The sequence below is a fragment of the Endobacter medicaginis genome (assembly GCF_014192375.1).
Classification (GTDB): domain Bacteria; phylum Pseudomonadota; class Alphaproteobacteria; order Acetobacterales; family Acetobacteraceae; genus Endobacter; species Endobacter medicaginis.
Genome location: NZ_JACHXV010000005.1, coordinates 310933 through 330856, shown reverse-complemented (window position 1 = coordinate 330856; position 19924 = coordinate 310933). Strand labels below are relative to the sequence as shown.

General features: G+C 70.5%; 20 protein-coding genes. 2 read left to right on the top strand and 18 right to left on the bottom strand.

The window, feature by feature from the left end; all coding sequences use genetic code 11:
• Positions 1-78: 78 nt before the first annotated feature.
• Positions 79-366, bottom strand: a complete 288-nt coding sequence (locus tag FHR90_RS09035; RefSeq protein WP_176625567.1) for an FAD assembly factor SdhE — start codon at positions 364-366, stop codon at positions 79-81.
• 33 nt (positions 367-399) lie between these two features.
• Positions 400-1746, bottom strand: coding sequence for an amidohydrolase family protein (locus tag FHR90_RS09030; protein ID WP_176625569.1), 1347 nt, complete (start codon positions 1744-1746; stop codon positions 400-402).
• Between the two features lie 81 nt (positions 1747-1827).
• On the opposite strand from FHR90_RS09030, the gene recG reads away from it, so the two are divergent.
• Positions 1828-3942 carry an ATP-dependent DNA helicase RecG gene (gene recG / locus FHR90_RS09025; RefSeq protein WP_246330137.1) on the top strand — a complete coding sequence of 705 codons (2115 nt, stop codon included), beginning with the start codon at positions 1828-1830 and terminating at the stop codon, positions 3940-3942.
• Positions 3943-4013: 71 nt separating this feature from the next.
• Here the strand turns inward: recG and FHR90_RS09020 are convergent, their stop codons facing one another.
• From FHR90_RS09020 to FHR90_RS09005, 4 genes are read right to left on the bottom strand one after another with little or no spacing between them, the layout of a single operon-like run.
• On the bottom strand, positions 4014-5378 hold the full coding sequence (locus FHR90_RS09020) for a TIGR00366 family protein (RefSeq protein ID WP_176623656.1): 1365 nt from the start codon (positions 5376-5378) through the stop codon (positions 4014-4016).
• 55 nt (positions 5379-5433) lie between these two features.
• Positions 5434-6636 carry a 3-oxoadipyl-CoA thiolase gene (gene pcaF / locus FHR90_RS09015; RefSeq protein ID WP_176623654.1) on the bottom strand — a complete coding sequence of 401 codons (1203 nt, stop codon included), beginning with the start codon at positions 6634-6636 and terminating at the stop codon, positions 5434-5436.
• Positions 6633-7280, bottom strand: coding sequence for a 3-oxoacid CoA-transferase subunit B (locus tag FHR90_RS09010; protein WP_176623652.1), 648 nt, complete (start codon positions 7278-7280; stop codon positions 6633-6635). Before FHR90_RS09010 ends, pcaF begins: the two co-directional genes overlap by 4 nt.
• Positions 7280-7987 carry a CoA transferase subunit A gene (locus FHR90_RS09005; RefSeq protein ID WP_176623650.1) on the bottom strand — a complete coding sequence of 236 codons (708 nt, stop codon included), beginning with the start codon at positions 7985-7987 and terminating at the stop codon, positions 7280-7282. Before FHR90_RS09005 ends, FHR90_RS09010 begins: the two co-directional genes overlap by 1 nt.
• Before the next feature lie 127 nt (positions 7988-8114).
• On the opposite strand from FHR90_RS09005, the gene FHR90_RS09000 reads away from it, so the two are divergent.
• The gene (locus tag FHR90_RS09000; RefSeq protein ID WP_266152784.1) at positions 8115-8924 is read left to right on the top strand and encodes an IclR family transcriptional regulator domain-containing protein; all 810 of its coding nucleotides are present in this window, start codon (positions 8115-8117) and stop codon (positions 8922-8924) included.
• A 39-nt stretch (positions 8925-8963) separates the two neighbouring features.
• On the opposite strand, the gene FHR90_RS08995 is transcribed toward FHR90_RS09000, so the two are convergent.
• From FHR90_RS08995 to ffh, 12 genes are all read right to left on the bottom strand, one after another.
• Positions 8964-9911: an alpha/beta fold hydrolase gene (locus tag FHR90_RS08995; RefSeq protein ID WP_176623648.1), complete on the bottom strand. Its 948-nt coding sequence runs from the start codon at positions 9909-9911 to the stop codon at positions 8964-8966.
• Positions 9908-10843 carry an SDR family NAD(P)-dependent oxidoreductase gene (locus FHR90_RS08990; protein ID WP_221188240.1) on the bottom strand — a complete coding sequence of 312 codons (936 nt, stop codon included), beginning with the start codon at positions 10841-10843 and terminating at the stop codon, positions 9908-9910. Before FHR90_RS08990 ends, FHR90_RS08995 begins: the two co-directional genes overlap by 4 nt.
• Positions 10840-11568, bottom strand: a complete 729-nt coding sequence (locus FHR90_RS08985) for an SDR family NAD(P)-dependent oxidoreductase (RefSeq protein ID WP_183275080.1) — start codon at positions 11566-11568, stop codon at positions 10840-10842. Before FHR90_RS08985 ends, FHR90_RS08990 begins: the two co-directional genes overlap by 4 nt.
• Positions 11565-13040 (bottom strand): flavin-containing monooxygenase, encoded by a 1476-nt coding sequence (locus tag FHR90_RS08980; protein WP_183275079.1) that lies wholly within the window; start codon positions 13038-13040, stop codon positions 11565-11567. Before FHR90_RS08980 ends, FHR90_RS08985 begins: the two co-directional genes overlap by 4 nt.
• Positions 13041-13140: 100 nt before the next feature.
• The gene (gene leuB / locus FHR90_RS08975; protein WP_176625826.1) at positions 13141-14265 is read right to left on the bottom strand and encodes a 3-isopropylmalate dehydrogenase; all 1125 of its coding nucleotides are present in this window, start codon (positions 14263-14265) and stop codon (positions 13141-13143) included.
• 13 nt (positions 14266-14278) lie between these two features.
• Positions 14279-14905 (bottom strand): 3-isopropylmalate dehydratase small subunit, encoded by a 627-nt coding sequence (leuD, locus tag FHR90_RS08970; protein WP_176625828.1) that lies wholly within the window; start codon positions 14903-14905, stop codon positions 14279-14281.
• A complete protein-coding gene (leuC, locus tag FHR90_RS08965) occupies positions 14905-16332 on the bottom strand; it encodes a 3-isopropylmalate dehydratase large subunit (RefSeq protein WP_183275078.1) in 1428 nt (475 codons plus the stop codon). Before leuC ends, leuD begins: the two co-directional genes overlap by 1 nt.
• Before the next feature lie 14 nt (positions 16333-16346).
• On the bottom strand, positions 16347-16739 hold the full coding sequence (gene rplS, locus FHR90_RS08960) for a 50S ribosomal protein L19 (RefSeq protein ID WP_176626009.1): 393 nt from the start codon (positions 16737-16739) through the stop codon (positions 16347-16349).
• Between the two features lie 29 nt (positions 16740-16768).
• Positions 16769-17494, bottom strand: coding sequence for a tRNA (guanosine(37)-N1)-methyltransferase TrmD (gene trmD / locus FHR90_RS08955; RefSeq protein ID WP_183275077.1), 726 nt, complete (start codon positions 17492-17494; stop codon positions 16769-16771).
• Positions 17491-18024, bottom strand: coding sequence for a ribosome maturation factor RimM (gene rimM / locus FHR90_RS08950; RefSeq protein WP_183275076.1), 534 nt, complete (start codon positions 18022-18024; stop codon positions 17491-17493). Before rimM ends, trmD begins: the two co-directional genes overlap by 4 nt.
• 15 nt (positions 18025-18039) lie before the next feature.
• Positions 18040-18384 (bottom strand): 30S ribosomal protein S16, encoded by a 345-nt coding sequence (rpsP, locus tag FHR90_RS08945; protein WP_176624639.1) that lies wholly within the window; start codon positions 18382-18384, stop codon positions 18040-18042.
• Between the two features lie 43 nt (positions 18385-18427).
• On the bottom strand, positions 18428-19861 hold the full coding sequence (ffh, locus tag FHR90_RS08940; RefSeq protein ID WP_176624641.1) for a signal recognition particle protein: 1434 nt from the start codon (positions 19859-19861) through the stop codon (positions 18428-18430).
• Between the last annotated feature and the right edge of the window lie 63 nt (positions 19862-19924).

The following is a 19924-nucleotide window of genomic DNA, read 5'->3' as shown; positions in this document are numbered from 1 at the left end:
GCTCCGCCGGCGAGACGATCGCCGGATGGACCAGCTCGCTGACCGGCGCGCCGCGATCGCCGCTCATGCCGCCCTCGCTCATCGCCCGGCCTCCCTCGCCTGCTCCGCGCGTTCGAGCGCGGCCTCGCGCATCCTGTGCAGCAGCGGTGCCACATCGAGATCGGGGATCGCGCGGCGGCCGGTCAGCCAGTCGGCGAGATCGACGTCGGGCAGCTCCATCAGCGCCTCGAGGGCCGCCAGCTCGGCCTCGTCGAAGCTCGCCAGACGCGGCTCGACGAAGCCGCCGATCAGGCGGTCCGTTTCGGTGGTGCCGCGATGGGTGGCGCGAAACAGCAGGCGGCGGCGTCTGGCATCGGGCGCGGTCATCGCCGTGCCATATAGACAACCCAACCCGGAATGTCAGCCCGGACCGCGCTCGCGGGCGCCATTCTCCCAGGTCTCGACGATGCGATCGACATTCGCGATGTCGCGCGACGGATCGCCATGCACCACCAGCAGGTCGGCCCGCCGGCCCGGCGCGATCACCCCGCGATCGGACAATTCCAGCAGGGCCGCAGCCTGCGCGGTGGCGATCCCGATCGCCTGCATCGGGCTCAGCCCGGCCTGCACCAGCAAGGCGAGTTCACGGTGCTCGGCGACACCGGGCACACGCAGCGGGGTCGCGCCGCTATCGGTGCCGAACCCGATCCTCACCCCCGCATCGTGCAGGGTCTTGATGTTGCGCAGGTTCATCGCCAGCGAGGCGCGCGCCTCGTCGGCCTTGCGACCCGTGCTGTTGGCCCTGTCCCAGGCAGGATTGTCGATCTCGCCGGCGAGCGGCGCGGACAGCCCGGCGCGGGCGAACGCCGTGCGCGTCCACGGCGCATGCTCGGCCCAGGCCGTGGTGGACTCGTCGAGTTCGAGCGTCGGGATATACCAGATGCCGCGCCGTTTCAGCGTGGCGACGAAATCGGCCGGCACCGGCCTGTCGCGCACGCCATGGGCGAGGATGTCGACCCCGTCGGCGACCACCGCCTCCGCATCGTCGAGATCGTGGATATGGGCCGCGACGCGCAATCCCCGTCGATGGCTCTCGGCAACCACGGCGCGGATGATCGCAGGCTGCATCTTCACCTTCAGCGTGCCGGCGAAATCATCCACCCAGATCTTGACCAGATCGGTGTGCTCGTCGGCCATCCGGTCCACCGCCGCGCGCGCCTCGTCCGGGGTGGTGGGACGAAAGAGCTGGTCGGCGGCACTCATCGTCATCTTCTGCGGCGGCGCACCGTTCGGCACGCCGATCCCCTGATCCACGCCGTAGAGATCGGCCGGCAGCGTCCCGGCATGCGCCTCGGCGCGCAGCGTGTCGAACAGCGGGCGGTTGTTGCCGAGTGCGGTGACGGTGGTCACCCCATAACGGCGATACTGCGCGAGTTCGGCGGTGATGGCCTCGCGCGTGTAGTTGACCGGGCCGGTGCCGGTGCCCCCCACCTGACCGACATGGCTGTGATCGGAGATCAGCCCCGGCAGCACGCTGTCGCCGGCACGGTCGTGCACCTCCGCCCCGCCCGGGATCGCCACGTCCGTGCCCGCGGCGACGATGCGGCCGTCGCGGATCAGCACGGTGCCGTTCTCGACCGGCGCGCCCCCCTGCCCGTCGATGATGCGGATATGGGTGAGTGCCACCGTGTCCGACGGTGCCGCGAGGGCGGGTGCGGCCAGACCGCACAGGCCGGACAGGACAATGCGTGCGAGCGCCTGCGTCATCCCCGCGCAACGCCGCCCGGCCGCGCGCGGTTGCCCCGCCCGGTGCGCGCGGGCAACTGTGCGGGGATGGCGCCTGCTGAGTTGCTCCTCCCCGAGTCGCGCTCGGACCCGCTGGCACCGCTACTGGCGCCGCTGACCGCGCTGCCCGGCATCGGCCCGGCGCTGGCGCGGCTGCTAGCGCGCGCGATCGACGGCGAACGTGTGCTCGACCTGCTGTTGCATCTGCCCGACGAAACGCTGATCGACCGCCGCGAGCGCCCGACGGTCGATCAGGCCCGGCCCGGCAGCATCGCGACACTCGCCCTTCGGGTGGTCGATGTCCGCGCACCCTCGCATGGCCGTGCCCCCTGGCGGGTGCGCGGGGCGGATGCGAGCGGCACCATCGAGCTGAGCTTCTTCGCCCGCGGACGGCCGAAACTCGCCACACCCGGGCTGGACATCGTCGCCTCCGGACGCATCGAGCTCTATGGCGGCCGTCCGGTGATGACCAATCCGGACCATGTCGTGCTCGCCGCCCAGGCCAACACCATCCCCGCGCTGGAACCGGTCTGGCCACTGACCGCGGGGCTGAGCGGGCGGATGCTCGGACGGGCGATGGCGGCTGCCCTCGCCTGTCTGCCGGAGCTGCCGGAATGGCAGGATGCCGCCGTGCTGCGCACGCAGCACTGGCCGGGCTTCGCCGAAGCGCTGAGCCTGCTGCACGCGCCGGAACGCGCACTCGCCACGCTGTCGCCCGGCGACATCCGCATCCGTCAGGCCCGCGCCCGCGCCCGGCTCGCCGCCGACGAACTGCTCGCCGACGCGCTGGCGCGGGCGGAGGCGAAGCGGGTGCAGCGCGACCGTCCGGGCCGCGCCCTGACCGGCGACGGCACGCTGCGAGACGAGGCACTGCGCCGCTTCGGCCACCCGCCGACACCGTCCCAGACGCGCGCCCTGGCCGAGATCGACGCCGACCTCGCCGCCCCCACCCGCATGCTGCGCCTGCTGCAGGGCGATGTCGGCGCAGGCAAGACCCTGGTCGCCACACTGGCGATGCTGCGCGCGGTCGAGGCCGGCGCGCAGGCCGCACTGATGGCGCCGACCGAGATCCTCGCCCGCCAGCACCACCGCACGCTGTCGTCGCTGTGCGCAACTCCGGTCGGGCTGCTGACCGGCTCGGTGAAGGGGGCGGCGCGCACGAAGCTGCTGCGCGGCGTCGCCGATGGCGGGCTGCGGCTGGTGGTCGGCACGCATGCGCTGTTCCAGTCTGGCGTGCGCTTCGCCGATCTCGGCCTCGCGGTGATCGACGAACAGCACCGCTTCGGCGTCGAGCAGCGCCTGCAGCTCGGCGAGAAGGGCGCGACCACCGACGTGCTGGTCATGACCGCGACGCCGATCCCGCGTACCCTGCTGCTGACGCAATGGAGCGAGATGGCGGTGTCGCGACTGTCCGGCAAGCCCGCCGGACGACAGCCGATCCGCACCACGCTGCACAGCATCGGCGCGATGGCGGCCCTGATCGCGGCGATCGCCCGCGCGCTCGACGGTGGTGCGCAGGTGTTCTGGGTGTGTCCGCTGGTCGCCCAGGGCGATCCGGCCGATCTCGCCGCGGCCGGGGCGGCGGCCGAGGAGCGGCACCGCAAGCTGCTGAAGCATTTCCCGTCGATCGGGCTGGCGCACGGGCAGATGCCGGCGGAGCTGCGCGAGGCGGCGCTGCGCGACTTCGCCGAAGGGCGCACGCGGCTGCTGGTGGCGACCACGGTGATCGAGGTCGGCGTCGACGTGCCGCAGGCCAGCGTGATGGTGGTCGAGCATGCCGAGCGCTTCGGCCTCGCCCAGCTCCATCAGCTGCGCGGCCGGGTCGGGCGCGGTGCCGCGCAGAGCTACTGCCTGCTGCTGCACGACGACGAGCTGACCGCCTCCGCGCGCCGCCGCCTCGCGCTGCTGCGCGACACCGAGGACGGGTTCGTCATCGCCGACGAGGATTTCCGCCTGCGCGGCGGCGGCGACCTGCTCGGCCGGCGCCAGTCCGGTCAGGCGGCGTGGCGGGTCGCGGGCGGCTTCCTCGACGACACCTCGCTGCGCCGCGCCTGGCAGGACGCCGAGCGCGTCATCGAGGCCGATCCGGAGCTCTCCGACGGGCGCGGACGGGATCTGCGCACGCTGCTGAGGGTGTTCGGACGCGACGACGTGCTGCGCACGCTGCATTCAGGCTAGGGTGTCTCGCGCGGCGCCCGGAATGCCCGGGCTCACCCGTGCCGGCGCGTGCACGCCAAGCCACGGTCCCGTCAGAGAAGCAGCAATCCGGCGGCGTACAGGACCAGCGACACGCAGAAGGTGATGACGGTGTATCCCATCACCTTCTGCACCTCGATGCCGGCCATCGCCACGATCGGCACCGCCCAGAACGGCTGCAGCATGTTCGAGACGTTCTCCGCCATCGCGACACCCATCGCCGTGCGGGCCGCGTCGGCATGCAGGACGGCGGCGGCCTGCATCGCGAACGGCCCCTGCACCGCCCAGTGTCCGCCGGCGCTCGGCACCAGGAAGGTGATGACCAGCGAGGCGACATAGGTCCAGACCGGCAGCGATGCCGCGGAGGCGATGGCGACGAAGGCGCCGGCGATGGCGGCGGCCAGACCGGTCGCGCTCATGATCCCCATGATGCCGCCGTAGAACGGGTATTGCAGCAGCATCGCGCCGGTCTGCGCCGCGGCCCGGCGCACCGCGTCGGCATAGGCCGACGGCGAGCCCTGCAACACCAGTCCGGCCAGCAGGAACAGCAGGATCGTGGTGTCGATGTCGAGCGCGAAGCGGTGGTGGACGCACTGCATCGTGATCCAGCCGGCCCCGAAGACGACGACCACCACCACCCCGAGCGGCGAGCCGCCGAGCCAGGCGGCCGGGCTGCCGTCACGCGGGGCCGCACCATGCGCCTCCGGCGTCGGCGCTGCGTCGTTCTCCCGCCCGGCGAGATGCACCGCACCGGTCGCCGGATGGATCCACACGAAGATCAATGCCATGACCACCACGACCGCCACGGTCGGCACCCACACGAAAGGCGCGAACAGCGTGTGCCGCAGGGCGATCGTCACACCGAGGAACTTCTCGGCGAAATTCAGCGGATTTCCCGCCGACGCCTGCGACAGGGCGATCGAGCTCGACAGACCGTTGTTGCAGACCGACCAGGCCGAATAGGCGCCCGCCACCAGCCAGCCGAAATCGACCGGCGCACGCCGCCCGACCTCGCGGGAGAGAAACGCCGCGATCACCAGCCCCAGTCCCCAGTTCAGCCAGGCGGCGATCGCGACGGCGGGGAAGACCAGACAGACCGCCTGCAGCGGGGTCTCGACATGCGCGGACAGCCGCGCGAGCAGACGCTGCACGGGTCTCGAATCCGCCACCGCGTAGCCGGTGACCAGGATCAGCAGCATCTGAAAGGCGAACGGCAGGATCCTGAACATGCCCGACTGCCAGCCGGCGAGCAGCGTGTCGGAATCGCCGTGGGGTGCGAAACAGACGGCCGCCACCGCGACCAGCAGCGTCAGCCCGATCGACAGCACGAACGGTTCCGGCATGAAGCGCTCGAACAGGGCGACGAGCGCGCCCGTCAGCCCCGAACTCCGGGCGACCGGGTCTGGTCTCGATGACATCACGTTCTTCCTCCCATCGCGCGCCCTGTTTCCGGGCGTCGCGTTCTGCAAACCTTCACACGCGCTCGAGAATCAGCCCGAGCCCCTGCCCCGCGCCGATGCAGAGGAACACCAGGGCGCGCCGCCCTCCGGTGCGCTGCAGTTCCTCGACCGCCGTCAGCGCGATGCGGGCGCCCGACATGCCGAGCGGATGGCCCAGAGCGATCGCCCCGCCATTGCGGTTGACGCGCGGATCGTCCCACGCGACGCCGAGGTCGCGCAGGGTGGCGATCGCCTGGCTGGCGAAGGCCTCGTTGAGCTCGATGACGTCGAAATCGTCGATCGACAGCCCAGTGCGCGCGAACAGTCGATGCGCGGCCTGCACGGGTCCGACACCCATGATGCGCGGCGCCACACCGGCGGACGCCATGGCGACGACCCGCGCGCGCGGCGTCAGCCCATGGCGGGCAGCCGCACGCTCGGAGGCGACCAGCATCGCCGCCGCGCCATCGTTGAGACCCGAGGCATTGCCCGCGGTCACGGTTCCATCCGCACTCACCACCGGCTTGAGCTTCGCCAGCGCCTCGAGCGAGGTCGCGCGCGGATGCTCGTCGCGATCGAACACGACCGGCTCGCCCTTCCTCTGCGGGATCGACACCGGTTCGATCTCGGCCGCCAGGCGTCCGCTGGCCTGCGCGGCGGCGGTCTTGTCCTGACTGGCCAGCGCGAAACGGTCCTGCTCCTCGCGCGAGACATTCCATTCGCGGGCGACGTTCTCGCCGGTCTGCGGCATCGTGTCGACGCCATAGGCCGCCTTCATCGCCGGATTGACGAAACGCCAGCCCAGGGTGGTGTCCTCGAGCTTCTGCGCCCGATCGAAGGCAGCGCCCGCCTTGCCCATCACATAGGGCGCGCGCGTCATGCTCTCCACACCACCGGCGAGGATGAAATCGGCATCGCCGGCGCGGATCGCCTGCGCGGCCATGCCGACCGCGTTAAGCCCCGAACTGCACAGCCGGTTGACCGTGACACCCGGAACCGCTTCCGGCAGGCCGGCCAGCAGCACCGCCATGCGCGCGACGTTGCGGTTGTCCTCGCCCGACTGGTTCGCACAGCCCAGGATCGCATCGTCGAGGGCGGCCCAGTCGACACCCTGGTTGCGCGCCATCAGCGCGCGGATCGGATGGGCGGCGAGATCGTCGGCGCGCACGGCCGACAGCGCACCGTTGAGGCGACCGATCGGGGTGCGGATCGCGTCGCAGATGAAGGCCTCGCTCATGCCGGCACCGCGCTCAGATAATGCGCCGTGACCTTCGCCGCGACTTCCGCTTCGTCGACCCCCGGGGCGAGCTCGATCAGCCGGAAGGGGCTCGCGCGGTCGGGCCGCTCGAACACGCAGCGATCGGTGACGATCATGTCGACGACGTTCTTGCCGGTCAGCGGCAGCGTGCATTCGGGCACGAATTTCGGCGAGCCGTTCTTCGCTGCCAGATCCATCACCACGATGATCTTGCGCACCCCGGCGACGAGATCCATCGCCCCGCCCATGCCCTTGACCATCTTTCCCGGCACCGTCCAGTTGGCGAGGTCGCCGTGCTCGTCGACTTCCATCGCGCCGAGCACGGCCATGTCGATATGCCCGCCGCGGATCATCGCGAAACTGTCGGCCGAGGAGAAGAAGCTCGACGTCGGCAGTGCGGTCACGGTCTCCTTGCCGGCATTGACCAGATCGGGATCGACCTCGTCCTCGAAGGGGAACGGCCCGATGCCGAGCATGCCGTTCTCGGACTGCAGCGTCACCTCGACGCCGGCGGGGACGTGGTTGGCGACCAGCGTCGGGATGCCGATACCGAGATTGACGTAGTATCCGTCACGGAGTTCGCGGGCCGCGCGGGCGGCCATCTCGTCACGCGTCCAAGCCATCAGACGGTCTCCTTCCTGCGCACGGTGCGCTTCTCGATGCGCTTCTCGTTGAGCGTCGACAGCACGATGCGGTCGACGAAAATGCCCGGCGTGTGGATGCAGTCCGGATCGAAGGTGCCCTCAGGCACGATCTCCTCGACCTCGGCGACGGTCACCTTCGCGGCGGTGGCCATGTTCGGATTGAAGTTGCGCGCCGTCTTGCGGAACATCAGGTTGCCGGCGGGGTCGGCGCGCCAGGCCTTGACGATGGCGAGGTCCGCCCGCAGCCAGGTCTCGCGGACATACATCTGCCCGTCAAATTCCTCGACCGGCTTGCCCTCGGCGACGACCGTGCCGTAGCCGGTGGCGGTGTAGAAGGCCGGAATACTGGCCCCGCCCGCCCGGATGCGTTCGGCGAGCGTGCCCTGCGGGTTGAGCTCGAGTTCCAGCTCGCCGGAGAGATAGAGTTCCTCGAACAGCTTGTTGTCGCCGATATAGGACGAGATCATCTTCCTAACCTGCCGGCTCTGCAGCAGCATCCACAGCCCGAACCCGTCCGCGCCGGCATTGTTCGAGATCACCGTGAGGTTCTTCACGCCGGAGGCGCGGATCTCCGGGATCAGGCTCTCGGGATTGCCGGATAGGCCGAAGCCACCCGACATGATCGTCATCCCGTCGAACAGCAGCCCCGACAGGGCTGCCGCCGGTGTGTCGTGGATCTTCTTCATTTCCCCCTCCGTCACTGCCCGAACACCCGGAACCGGGCCATCGGCGCTGGTGAGACTTGACCGATTATCGTACACTGTATACGATTAGCGACCAGAGATAAGCTGCACTCAAGGCCCGGAGGCTGCCGTGGTCAAGTCCAAAGATGATTCCACACCCAGTGACGCCGAACGTCTGGCGCGATTCTCGGGCGATCCCGATTTCATGCTGTCGCTGGCCCGAGGCCTGCTGGTGCTGCGGGCGTTCGAGCGCGAGCCCAGGCTGACCATCGCCCGCGCGGCCCTGCTCACCGGCCTGCCGCGCCCCGCGGCACGGCGTTGTCTCTATACGCTCGAACAGCTCGGCTACCTGACGGCGGAGAATGGCGGCTGGGTGCTGCGCCCGCTGCTGCTGTCGCTGGCGCGCACCTACCTGACCTCGACCCGCCTTGCCGAGACCGCGCAGCCATTCCTCGACCGGCTGCGCGACGAACTGGGCGAGTCCTGCTCGATTGGCGTGCTCGACGGCGACGAGATCGTCTACATCGCCCGTGCCGAGACCCGGCGGATCATCTCGATCGCCCTCTCGGTGGGCTCACGCCTGCCGGCCTACTGCACCTCGATGGGCCGCGTCCTGCTGGCCGCCCTCGACCGCGATCAGCGCAGACAGTTTCTCGACGCCGCGCCGTTCGCCGCGCGCACGCCCTACACCAGGACGGGTGCGGCCGAGCTCGAAGATCTTCTCGACCGGGTGGGCGTCGACGGTTTCGCCCTCATCGACCAGGAGATGGAACTCGGCCTGCGCTCCATCGCGGTCCCGATCCGCGACCGCTCGGGCCGGGTGGTGGCGGCGGCCAATGTCGGCGTGGCCGCCCATCGCGCCGACGCCGCCGAACTGCGAACCCGTCTGCTGCCGGCCCTGACGGGCATGGCCACGGCCCTGCGCAACGACATCGCCTGAACGAGGGTCACGGCCTACCCTTCCGTCATCGCGCGCCCGCTAGAGGCTGTCGGCGAACGCGGTCAGCCAGTCGGCGACCACACGGGGCTGGGTAAGCGGAATCATGTGGCCGCCCTCGACGCGAGTGATGCGCACATCCGGTGCGACACCCTCCAGCGCCTCGCCATGACGCCTGGGATCGAGGATGGTGTCGCCGGTGCCGACGATGACCGCGACCGGCACGTCGAGCGCCGGATAGCGGGCGGCGAGGCCCGGCAGCGAGTCCGGCAGGGCGGCGAGGTCGGTGGACGCATGATAGAACGAGACCGGACGGGCGCCGAGCGCGCCGCCGCCGGCGATCGGGAAATCCCCGGGCACGGCATCGGGCGAGAACAGCCCGGCCAGCACCGCATCGCGTCGCGCGATCGACAGCGGCAGCGCGATGCTCCAGGCCACCAGGCGTCGCAGCAGCGGCGAGCGGATCGCCAGCGCCTTGAGCGCCTCGGGCGGCTCGTCCTGCGGCATCACCAGCGGGGTGATCAGCGCCAGACCCCGGTAGCGGCCGGGATTGTCGAGTGCTGCGGCCAGCACCAGCGCACCGCCGAGCGAATGGCCGACCAGGATCGGCTTGTCCACCGCCAGCGCATCGAGGAAGCGGGTCAGCAGATCGGCCTGCACGCGCAGATCGGCATCGGCATCGGCCACACGGGTAGAATAGCCCGAGCCCGGACGGTCCAGCGTCAGCACGCGGAAGTGCTTGGCCAGCAGATCGGCCAGCGCATAGGTGAAATTGCGCCCGTTGCCGCCCAGTCCATGCACCAGCACCACCGCCGGACCGCTGCCCTGGTCGAGATAGTGGATGGAATTGCCGTCGATATCGATGAACCGGCCCTGCGGCGGGGCTGCGGCCTCGATGCGGCGCGACAGGATCGACAGCGTGCCGACCACACCGCCGGCGGCGAGTCCCGCCAGCCCCGCCACGATGCTCACACGACGCAGGATGCTCATGATGTCTTCCTTGCAGAGGCCCGTTCGAACACGGCGCGCATGACCGTCGGATAGCCCACCGGGCTTGCGCGTTCGAGCGCGGACAGCAGCTTCGCGTCAAGCCCGACCAGCACCCTGTGCCGCCGCTTCCTCACCGCATCGACGATGATCCGGCCGGCGAGGTCGGGGTCCATGCGCAGGAATTTCTCGGTGGCGGCACGCTCGCGCGCCGCACGGGGATCGTCCTTCAGCGCGGCGGCCAGAGGGGCGTCGCGGGCGATGGCGGTCTTCACGCCGCCCGGATGCACCACGGTCACCGAAACCGGGGTGCCGGCCAGCTCGCCGCGCAGGGCCGTGGCAAAGCCGCGCACGGCGAACTTGCTGGTCGAGTAGGCGACCTGTCCGGGCGGGGCGATCAGGCCGAACAGGCTGGAGGTGAACACCAGCGCGGAATCGTCGCCGGCCCGCAGCAGCGGCAGGAACAGCCGGGTGAGATCGACGACCGCATCGAGATTGATGCCCAGCAGCCAGTCGAACTCGGCGGCCGAGACACGGGCGAAATCGCCGCCCAGGGCGACCCCGGCATTGTTGAACAGCAGATCGACCTCGTGATGCACCGCGACCACCGCATCGCGCATCGCGACATTGGCGGCGGCATCGGTCACATCGACGACATGGGTGCTGATGCGCAGCCGGTCGGGGCCGCCGCGCAGCTCGCCCGCGAGCGCTTCGAGCGGTCCGGCATTGCGATCGACGAGGGCGAGATTGCAGCCCTGCCGGGCGAGCGCCCGCGCGATGCCGCGTCCAATGCCGCTCGCCGCCCCGGTGATCACCGCCGTGCGGCCGGCCAGCGCCATCGGCAGCGGCGCGAGTGCGCGGCGGAGCGCCAGTGTGGCGCCGGAGAGGGCGACGGTGGCGAGGCCGAGACCGGCCAGCTTGCGAGACGCGCTCATGCCCGCACCCCCAGGCGCGCAGCCGCGCCGATCAGACGCGACTGCGCGACGGGAAACGCCCGATCCAGCCAGGACAGCGCGCGTGCCGCACCGCCGACGATGACCCGCCGCCGGCCGGACGCCGCCGCGTCGATCGCCGCGCGGGCCACCCTGTCGGGCGGCTGCGTAGAGGTCGCGTAGACCACATGCACGCTGCCGCGCCCGGACAATGCGAGCTCGTTGCCGAGGCCGCTGGCGAAGCCGCGCAGCGCGTAATGCGCCGCCGCATCCACCGCCCCCGCGCCGGTCGCATCCAGCCCGCTGCGCTCCGCGAACACCACCACCCGCCCCGCTCCGCCAGCCACCAGGCTCGGCAGCAGCGCACGGACCAGCGCGATCGGCGTGCGCGCCACCACCGCCATGACGCGATCGAATTCGCCCGCCGGCAGATCGGCGAAGGCACGATCGGCATCGGCCCGCGCGGCGGCATAGAGCTGATCGACTCGGCCATGCACGGCCAGCGCCGCCGTGGCGACATCGGCGGCGGCACCGGGATCTGCCGGATCGGCGACATGCGTGGAGACGACGATCCGGTTCGACGCCAGCTCGCGCTCAAGGCGCGCCAGCGCGCCCGCATCGCCATCGACCAGCGCGAGGCTGACGCCCGACTGGGCCAGGCGGCGGGCCAGGGCGGTGCCGAGCCTCTGTGTCGCGCCGGTGATCACCGCCACATTCCGAGGACTCATCGCCAGCTCTCCCGACCGTTGCGGCTGAAGCGCAACACACCGTCCTTCAGCGGCCGGAGCCGGAACATCGGCGTGTCGCGCAGGACATTCTGGAACAGTCGCCACGGCGCACGCTCGCCCTGGCTGGGCAGCAGATGGCGCGCCCGCTCGACATACCCCGCATCGAGCTCGAGCAGCGCGCGCTCGCCCACCGACGGATCGCGCACGGCCACCGCCGTCGCATAGCCGCGCCGGCGCATGAAGTTCAGCAGCCTCGCGGTGAAATGCGACACCAGATCGGCCTTCAGCGTCCACGACGCGTTGGTGTAGCCGACGACGAAGACATGGTTGGGCACGTCGCTGAGCATCGCGCCCTTGTAGACCATCGCACGCGCGGCATCGACCGCCGCACCATCGACATCGAGCGCGATGCCGCCCATCGGGCGCAGGCTCAGCCCGGTGGCGGTGACGATGATGTCGGCCTCCACATGCGCGCCGGACTCCATCACGATGCCGGTGGCATCGAACCGCTCGATCCGCCCGGTCTCGACCGTCACGTGACCATCGCGGATCGCATCGAACAGGTCGTTGTCGGGCACCAGGCAGAAACGCTGGTCCCACGGGTCGTAGCGCGGGGCGAAATGGACATCGACCGGATAGTCGGGCCCGAGCCGGGCGACGATCGCCTCGCGCACCTTGCGCCGCACCAGCGCGGGGCGGCGGCGGGCGAGCTGGAACAGCGCGATCTGCTCGGCGATCCTGGCCGCGCGGGTCAGCCGCGCCGCGCGACCCGGCGACAGGTGGCGTTCGAGCCAGCCCTGCAGCCGATCGCGCGACGGGCGCGAGGCGATGTAGCCCGGCGAGCGCTGCACCATCGTCACCTGCGCGCCGCGCGCGGCGAGTGCCGGCACCAGCGTCACCGCGGTGGCACCGCTGCCGATCACCGCGACGCGGCACCCTCGGACATCGAGATCGCCGGGCCAGAACTGCGGATGCACGATCCGCCCGCCGAAGCGCTCCTGCTGCGCGAACACCGGCGCATGGCCGCGATCGGCGTCGTAATAGCCGGCACACAGCACCAGGAAACGGCAGGTGAAACGTTCGCTCGCGCCGTCATGAGCGGCGCGGACCGTCCAGCGCGACGCCGCACTGTCCCATGACGCCGATTCGACGCGACGGCCGGTGCGCAGGTGGGGTCCGAGCCGCTCCTCGCGGGCGGTGGCCTCGATATAGGCCAGGATATCCGCCCCGCTGGCGATCGACTGCGGCGAGGTCCAGGCACGGAAGCCGTAGCCGAGCGTGTGCATGTCGGAATCCGACCGCACGCCGGGATAGCGGAACAGGTCCCAGGTGCCGCCCGGGCGCGCACGGCCCTCGAGGATCACGAACCGCGCCCAGGGTGCGCTGCGCCGCAGCCGGGCCGCCATGCCGATGCCCGACAGGCCTGCGCCGACGATCACCACATCGCCGGACCATTCGGGCGGATCGCCCATCGCGTCTGTCTCCCGTGTCGTGCCGGGAGCGATGCGCTGCCGTCCCGGTCGTTTGGCCCGGGAGCGTGCGGTGTGCGGACGCCGCTGTCCAGCCCGGCCTTCAGGCCGGGATGCGGGAAGCCACCATCTTGTCGAGCTCGCGCAGCACCGCCTCACCCATCACCCGCGTGCCCACACGGGCCATGCCGGGGCTCATGATGTCGGCGGTCCGCAGGCCGCTGGCCAGCACGCCCGCGACCGCGGCCTCGATCAGGGCCGCGTCCTCCTCCAGGTCGAAGGAATAACGCAGCAGCATCGCGAAGCTGAGGATCTGGGCGAGCGGATTGGCCGCCCCCGTGCCGGCGATGTCGGGGGCCGAGCCATGGATCGGCTCGTACAGCCCCGGCAGGCGGCCGTCGGAGGTGCGCGCGCCCAGCGTCGCCGAGGGCAGCATGCCGAGCGATCCGGGCAGCACGGAGGCGAGATCCGACAGCAGGTCGCCGAACAGGTTGCCGGTGACGATCACGTCGAACTGCGACGGCTTCTTGACCAGCTGCATCGCGCAGTTGTCGGCCAGCATGTGGCTGAGCGTCACGTCGGGGTATTCGCGCTCGTGCAGCGCGGTCACCACCTGCTTCCACAGCAGGCCGCTCTCCATCACGTTGCATTTCTCGACGCTGGTGACGTGATTGTTGCGCTTGCGGGCCAGCTCGAAGGCGACACGCGCGACGCGCTCGATCTCGCGCGTGGTGTAGACTTCGGTGTTGATGCCGCGCTGGCTGCCGTCCTCCAGCGTCTCGATGCCGCGCGGATGGCCGAAATACACCCCGCCGGCGCTCTCGCGCACGATCATCACATCGAGCCCGCGGATGATCTCCGGCTTGATCGGGGACGCGTCGATCAGCGGATCGAAGGCGATCGAGGGGCGCAGGTTGGCGAACAGGTCGAGCTCGCCGCGCAGCCGCAGCAGGGCCACCTCGGGGCGGTTGTCGAACGGCTGGTCGGCCCATTTCGGACCGCCCACCGAGCCGAACAGGATCGCGTCCGCGGCCTTGGCACTCTGCAGCGTGCTGTCGCGCAGCGGCGTGCCGAAGGCGTCGATCGCGGCACCGCCGACCAGATCCTCGGTGATGTCGAAGGAGATCCCGCGCTCGCGTTCGAGCCAGGAGGCGACCAGGCCCGCCTCGCGCATCACCTCCGGGCCGATGCCGTCACCGGCGAGGACGAGGAGCTTCTTCTTCGGCATGGCGGTGCGGCTTTCAGAACGCGGCGCTGACGGACGGGAACCAGGACTGCTCGACCGTGCGGCGATGCTCGAAGCGGTCGATCGCCGGCGCGCGTTGCAGCGTCTGGCCGATATCGTCGAGCCCCTCGACCAGCAGATGCTTGCGCATCGCCTCGATGTCGAAGGCGATTTCCTCGCCATCGGGCCGGATCACCACCTGTCGCGGCAGGTCGATGGTGATGCGCGCATTGCCACCGAGCGCCGCATCCTCCATCAGCGCATCGCACACCGCGCGCGGCAGCCGGATCGGCAGGATGCCGTTCTTGAAGCAGTTGTTGTAGAAGATGTCGGCGAAATCCGGCGCGATCACGCACCGGATGCCGAAATCCAGCAGCGCCCAGGGCGCATGCTCGCGCGACGACCCGCAGCCGAAATTCTCGTGCGCGATCAGGATCTCCGCGCTCCGGTACGCCGGCTGGTTGAGCACGAAGTCCGGCCGCTCCTCGCCCTGCGGCGTGTAGCGCAGACCGTCGAACAGATGGCGCCCCAGACCGGTGCGCTCGATGGTCTTGAGAAACCGGGACGGGATGATCTTGTCGGTATCGACATTGGCCATCGGCAGCGGGGCGGCGACCCCGGTGAGCGTGGTAAACGCGCGCATCAGACCGCCTCCTCGCGCACACGGGCCAGCTCGCGCACATCGCCCAGGCGGCCGAGCACCGCGGCGGCGGCGGCCATCGGCGGCGAGCACAGATGCGTGCGCCCGCCCGGCCCCTGCCGGCCCTCGAAATTGCGGTTCGACGTGCTGGCACAGCGCTGGCCGGGCCTGAGCTTGTCCTCGTTCATGCCGAGACACATCGAGCAGCCCGCCTCGCGCCATTCGAAGCCGGCATCGAGGAAGATGCGGTCCAGCCCCTCTTCCTCGGCCATCCGCCTGACGATGCCCGAACCCGGCACCACCAGCGCGCGCACCCCGCTCGCCACATGGCGCCCCTCGACGATGCGCGCGGCCGCACGCAGGTCCTCGAGCCGCGAATTGGTGCAGGAACCGATGAACACCACATCGACCGGCACGCTGTCGATGCGCTGGCCGGCATGCAGGTCCATGTAATCGAGCATGCGCTGCAGCCCCGCGGCGCGGGCCGGATCGGTCTCGGCAGCCGGATCGGGCACCACCCCGTCGATGGCGATCACGTCCTCCGGGCTGGTGCCCCAGGTCACGTTGGGGCGGATGTCCTCGCCACGCAGACGCACCACGCGGTCGTACTGCGCGCCCTCGTCGGAAGCGAGCGTGCGCCACCAGGCCACCGCGCGGTCGAAATCCTCGCCCTTCGGCGCGAAACGGCGCCCGCGCACGAAGGCGAAGGTGGTCTCGTCGGGCGCCACCATGCCGGCCCGCGCCCCGGCCTCGATCGACATGTTGCAGATCGTCATCCGCCCGGCCATGTCGAGATCGCGGATCACCTCGCCGGCGAACTCGATCACATGGCCGTTGCCGCCGGCGGTGCCGATGGTGCGGATGATCTCCAGCATCACGTCCTTGGCCGTCACCCCCACGCCGAGCCGGCCATCCACCTGCACCAGCATGTTCTTCGCCGGCTTCTGCAGCAGGGTCTGGGTGGCCAGCACATGCTCGACCTCCGAGGTGCCGATGCCGAAGGCCAGCGCACCGAGCGCGCCATGGGTGGAGGTATGGCTATCGCCGCAGACGATGGTCATGCCCGGCAGCGACGCCCCCTGCTCGGGCCCCACCACATGCACGATGCCCTGCGCCTCGCTGGTCAGCGGGATATAGGGCACGCCGAACGCGGCGACGTTGCGCTCGAGGGTTGCGACCTGCAGCGCGCTCTGCGGCTCGGCGATCGGCCGGTCACGCGCCTCGGTCGGCACGTTGTGATCGGCGACCGCGAGGGTCGCATCCGGACGGCGCACGGGGCGGCCGGCCGCCCGCAGACCCTCGAAGGCCTGCGGCGACGTCACCTCATGGACGAGATGGCGGTCGATATAGAGCACCGCGGTGCCATCGTCGAAGCGGTCCACGACATGCGCGTCCCAGACCTTGTCGAACAGCGTGCGCGGTGCAGCCATGACCTGAGCCTCTCTTACTCCGCCGCGGCAGTCGCGGTGGTGTTGACCTCGCGGGCCTTCTCGGCGATGCGTGCCGACTTGCCGCGACGGCCGCGCAGGTAATACAGCTTCGCGCGGCGCACGTCGCCGCGACGCACCACGGCGATCTCGGCGATGGTCGGCGCATACAGCGGGAACACGCGCTCCACACCCTCGCCATAGCTGATCTTGCGCACGGTGAAGTTGCTGTTCAGCCCCTTGTTCGAGCGCGCGATCACCACGCCCTCATAGGCCTGGGTCCGGGTCCGCTCGCCCTCGACGACGCGCACCGACACGCGCACCGTGTCGCCGGGAGCGAACTCGGGCACCGCGCGGGCCTCGGTGAGACGGGCGATCTCGCCGGCCTCGTACTGCTGGATGATGTTCATCGTCGTGGTCCTTTCGAGACAGTGGTCAGTTACGGCGCGGCAGGCGCGCCGGCAAGCGTTGGCGTCACAGAACGGCAATGCAGCGCCCACAGATCGGGCCGGCGTGCCGCGGTGATGGCTTCGGAGGCCGCGCGCCGCCAGGCGGCGATCGCGGCATGGTTGCCCGAGAGCAGCACCTCGGGCACGGCGCGGCCACACCATTCGGCGGGCCGCGTGTAATGCGGATATTCGAGCAGGCCGTCGGCGAAGCTCTCGTCGCGCCCGCTCTCGGCAGAGCCCATCACCCCGGGCAGCAGCCGCACCACCGCGTCGAGCAGCACCAGGGCGGCCGGCTCGCCACCCGACAGCACATAGTCGCCGATGCTGATCTCCTCGGCGGCATGCGCGTCCAGCACGCGCTGGTCCATCCCCTCGAAACGCCCGCAGATCACGCGCAGGCCGGGGCCGGCGGCGAAACGCGCGACATCCGGCTGCCCGAGCGGCCGCCCGCGCGGCGTCAGCACGACCAGCGGCAGGTCGCCCGCCGCCATCGCCGCGATCCCGGCATCGAGCACGTCCGGGCGCAGCACCATGCCCGCACCGCCGCCGAACGGCACGTCATCGACGCTCCGGTGACGCCCCAGCCCGTGGTCGCGCAGGTCATGCGTGCCGAGCGACCAGAGGCCGGTCTCGAGCGCGCGCCCGGCCAGCGAGTGCCCCAGCGGACCGGGAAACATCCCGGGGAACAGGGTGAGGATCTCGGCGCGCCAGCTCATGCCGACAGCTCCGTATCCTCGTCATGCACCTCGACCTCGTCGGGCAGCTCGATGCGCACGAAACCGCCGGCGACATCGACCACCGGCACGCAGGCCCGCGTGAACGGCAGCAGCAGCGGCCCCGCCCCCTCGCGAGCGATCTCCAGGCTCGGCCCGGCACCGTAATCGTGCACCTCGGCGACGCGGCCGATCACCGCATCGCCGCCGTCACGCGCCTCCAGCCCGACCAGATCGGCGAGATAGAACTCGTCCTCCCCGGCCGGCGGCAGCGCCTCGCGCGGCACGTACAGCCGCCGGTTGGTCATCGCCGCCGCCGCCTCGCGGCTGTCGAGCGCACGCCCCTCCCCATCCCGCAGCTCGGCGATCCCGGCACCGCGCCAGACCAGCGTCCAGCTCCGGCCGCGATCGTCGCGCAGCGAAGGATAGTCGGCGAGACTGTCCGGCTCGGCCGCGTAGCTGTGCAGATGCACCAGCCCGCGCACGCCGTGCGGCCGTCCCACCACCCCCATCAGGATGAGGCTGTCAGGCATCGATCCGCGGCAGGATCAGGCCGCGGCGGCGGCAGCGGCCGCCTTGGCGCGCTCCTGCGCCTTCTTCTTCGGCGCCGACTGCTTCGGCTGCTCGTTGTAGGCCGGCTTCTCGACCAGCCCGGCATTGCCGAGGAAGCGGGCGACGCGGTCGGTCGCGACCGCACCGTTGCTCAGCCAGTGGCTGATGCGCTCGCCGACCAGGCGCACGCGATCGGCGTGGTCCGACGGCAGCATCGGGTTGTAGGAGCCGACCTTCTCGATGAAACGGCCGTCGCGCGGGCTGCGGCTGTCGGCGACGACGATGTGGTAGTACGGGCGCTTCTTGGCACCGGCGCGCGAAAGGCGGATCTTCAGGCTCATCGGACGAACTCCAGCGTGTTCAATAAAAACGAGAAAAACGGGATCAGCGGAACTTGCGGCCGCCACCGAAGGGGTTGCCCCCTCCGAAGCCGCCCGGACCGCCGGGCGGCGCACCGCCGCCCATCCCCTTCGACATCAGCGCACCGAGGCCCTGACGCATCAGGCCCTTGGTACCCAGCTTGTTCATGCGCTTCATCATCGTCGACATGTCGTCGAACTGCTTGAGAAGCTTGTTGACCTCCTGCACCGTCGACCCCGAGCCCGCCGCGATGCGCTTCTTGCGGCTGGCCTTGATGATGTCGGGGGTCTTGCGCTCGGCCTTGGTCATCGAGGAGATGATCGCCGCCTGGCGCTTGAGGATCGAGGTGTCGATATTGGCACCCGCGAGCTGCTCGCGGACCTTGCCCATCCCCGGCAGCATGCCGAGGATGTTGTCGATCGAGCCCATCTTGCCGATCTGGCGGAGCTGGGTCGCGTAGTCGTCGAGGTCGAACTTGCCCCGCATCATCTTGGACGCGAGCTTCTCGGCCTCCTCCTCGTCGAAATGCTCCGACGCCTTCTCGACCAGGCCGGCGATGTCGCCCAGGCCCAGGATGCGGCCGGCGATGCGCTCGGGATGGAATTCCTCCAGCGCCTCGAGCTTCTCGCCCGAGCCGGTCAGCTTGATCGGCGCCCCGGTGACCTGACGCATCGACAGCGCCGCACCACCGCGCGAATCACCGTCCATCCGGGTCATCACGATGCCGGTCACACCCACCGCCTCGTTGAAGGCGCGCGCGGTCTGCACCGCGTCCTGGCCGGTCATCGCATCGACCACCAGCAGCGTCTCCGCCGGCCGCGTGATGTCGCGGATCGCGCGGACCTCGTCCATCAGCGCGGCATCGATCGACAGCCGCCCGGCGGTATCGAGGATGACGACGTCATAGCCCTCGCGACGGCCGGTCTCCATCGCCCGCTCGGCGATCTGCGTCGGGGTCTGCCCGGCCACGATCGGCAGGGAGGCCACCTTCGCCCGCTCGGCGAGCTGCGCGAGCTGGAGCTGGGCGGCCGGGCGCTGGGTATCGAGCGAGGCGAGCAGCACCTTTTTGCGCTCGCGCGAGGCCAGCCGCAGCGCGATCTTGCCCGAGGTGGTGGTCTTGCCCGAGCCCTGCAGGCCCACCATCAGCACCGGCACCGGCGCAGTGGCGGCGAGGTTGAGCGGCACCGCCCCTGCCCCGCCGAGCTGCTCGACCAGCACGTCATTGACGATCTTGGCCACCTGCTGGCCGGGCGAGATCGCGCTGAGCACTTCCGCGCCGAGCGCGCGCTCGCGCACCTTGGCGGTGAAGTCCTTGACCACCGGGAGGGCGACGTCGGCATCCAGCATGGCGAGGCGAACCTCGCGCAACGCCTCGGTCACGTCGGCCTCGCCCAGCGTCCCGCGCTGGCGCAGCCGATCGAAAACGCCCGTCAATCTGCCCGACAGGGAGTCGAACATGCAGCCCCTTCATCGCCCATCCGGGCACAACAGATGACGCGCCGCTGCGCGAGCCTTCGCGGA

What these genes read in the sequence shown, in the direction of transcription:
- FHR90_RS09035 (WP_176625567.1), bottom strand. Translation starts at nt 366, where the DNA reads ATGACCGCGCCCGATGCCAGACGCCGCCGCCTGCTGTTTCGCGCCACC.
- FHR90_RS09030 (WP_176625569.1), bottom strand. Translation starts at nt 1,746, where the DNA reads ATGACGCAGGCGCTCGCACGCATTGTCCTGTCCGGCCTGTGCGGTCTG.
- FHR90_RS09020 (WP_176623656.1), bottom strand. Translation starts at nt 5,378, where the DNA reads ATGTCATCGAGACCAGACCCGGTCGCCCGGAGTTCGGGGCTGACGGGC.
- pcaF (WP_176623654.1), bottom strand. Translation starts at nt 6,636, where the DNA reads ATGAGCGAGGCCTTCATCTGCGACGCGATCCGCACCCCGATCGGTCGC.
- FHR90_RS09010 (WP_176623652.1), bottom strand. Translation starts at nt 7,280, where the DNA reads ATGGCTTGGACGCGTGACGAGATGGCCGCCCGCGCGGCCCGCGAACTC.
- FHR90_RS09005 (WP_176623650.1), bottom strand. Translation starts at nt 7,987, where the DNA reads ATGAAGAAGATCCACGACACACCGGCGGCAGCCCTGTCGGGGCTGCTG.
- FHR90_RS08995 (WP_176623648.1), bottom strand. Translation starts at nt 9,911, where the DNA reads ATGAGCATCCTGCGTCGTGTGAGCATCGTGGCGGGGCTGGCGGGACTC.
- FHR90_RS08990 (WP_221188240.1), bottom strand. Translation starts at nt 10,843, where the DNA reads ATGAGCGCGTCTCGCAAGCTGGCCGGTCTCGGCCTCGCCACCGTCGCC.
- FHR90_RS08985 (WP_183275080.1), bottom strand. Translation starts at nt 11,568, where the DNA reads ATGAGTCCTCGGAATGTGGCGGTGATCACCGGCGCGACACAGAGGCTC.
- FHR90_RS08980 (WP_183275079.1), bottom strand. Translation starts at nt 13,040, where the DNA reads ATGGGCGATCCGCCCGAATGGTCCGGCGATGTGGTGATCGTCGGCGCA.
- leuB (WP_176625826.1), bottom strand. Translation starts at nt 14,265, where the DNA reads ATGCCGAAGAAGAAGCTCCTCGTCCTCGCCGGTGACGGCATCGGCCCG.
- leuD (WP_176625828.1), bottom strand. Translation starts at nt 14,905, where the DNA reads ATGCGCGCGTTTACCACGCTCACCGGGGTCGCCGCCCCGCTGCCGATG.
- leuC (WP_183275078.1), bottom strand. Translation starts at nt 16,332, where the DNA reads ATGGCTGCACCGCGCACGCTGTTCGACAAGGTCTGGGACGCGCATGTC.
- rplS (WP_176626009.1), bottom strand. Translation starts at nt 16,739, where the DNA reads ATGAACATCATCCAGCAGTACGAGGCCGGCGAGATCGCCCGTCTCACC.
- trmD (WP_183275077.1), bottom strand. Translation starts at nt 17,494, where the DNA reads ATGAGCTGGCGCGCCGAGATCCTCACCCTGTTCCCCGGGATGTTTCCC.
- rimM (WP_183275076.1), bottom strand. Translation starts at nt 18,024, where the DNA reads ATGCCTGACAGCCTCATCCTGATGGGGGTGGTGGGACGGCCGCACGGC.
- rpsP (WP_176624639.1), bottom strand. Translation starts at nt 18,384, where the DNA reads ATGAGCCTGAAGATCCGCCTTTCGCGCGCCGGTGCCAAGAAGCGCCCG.
- ffh (WP_176624641.1), bottom strand. Translation starts at nt 19,861, where the DNA reads ATGTTCGACTCCCTGTCGGGCAGATTGACGGGCGTTTTCGATCGGCTG.